1 pseudogene is annotated in these 412 nt (G+C 63.1%); it reads left to right on the forward strand.

What is annotated here, in order from left to right:
• A pseudogene (locus H926_RS33505) lies at positions 1 to 210 on the forward strand (peptidase S8); the annotation flags it as partial.
• Positions 211 to 412: the final 202 nt, after the last annotated feature.

The raw sequence follows: 412 nt of genomic DNA on the forward strand, positions 1-412 counted from the left end.
GCCGGATTGCGGGCCGCCAATGCGCGGGGGCAAATGGTGCCGGTGCGTGGCACGTCGTTTGCAGCGCCGCTCGTCGCATCGCGCGTGGCGGCGGCGCGCGATGCGCATGCCTCCGTGCTCCAGGCGCTGGACCGGGAGGCGATCGACCTGGGCCCGCGCGGCCCCGATCAGCAGTATGGGCGCGGGCTGCTGTGCACGATTTGCCGCTGATCTTCCGGTCGATCGAAAAAAATTTGCGAGGATGGATTAAACCCGAGCGGAGGTCCGTTTTCAGAACAACGGGATCATGATCGGCCACAAAGATGGAAGGTCGATCCCACAGTTCAGGAAAGGATCAGATCATGCGTAAGCTCTTTGCCACTTCGCTTGTTGCCTGCACCCTCATCGCCATGCCGGCCCACGCCCAATTGCT

It is taken from the genome of Novosphingobium sp. B-7 (assembly GCF_000410615.1).
In the GTDB taxonomy this organism is placed as follows: Bacteria; Pseudomonadota; Alphaproteobacteria; order Sphingomonadales; family Sphingomonadaceae; genus Novosphingobium; species Novosphingobium capsulatum.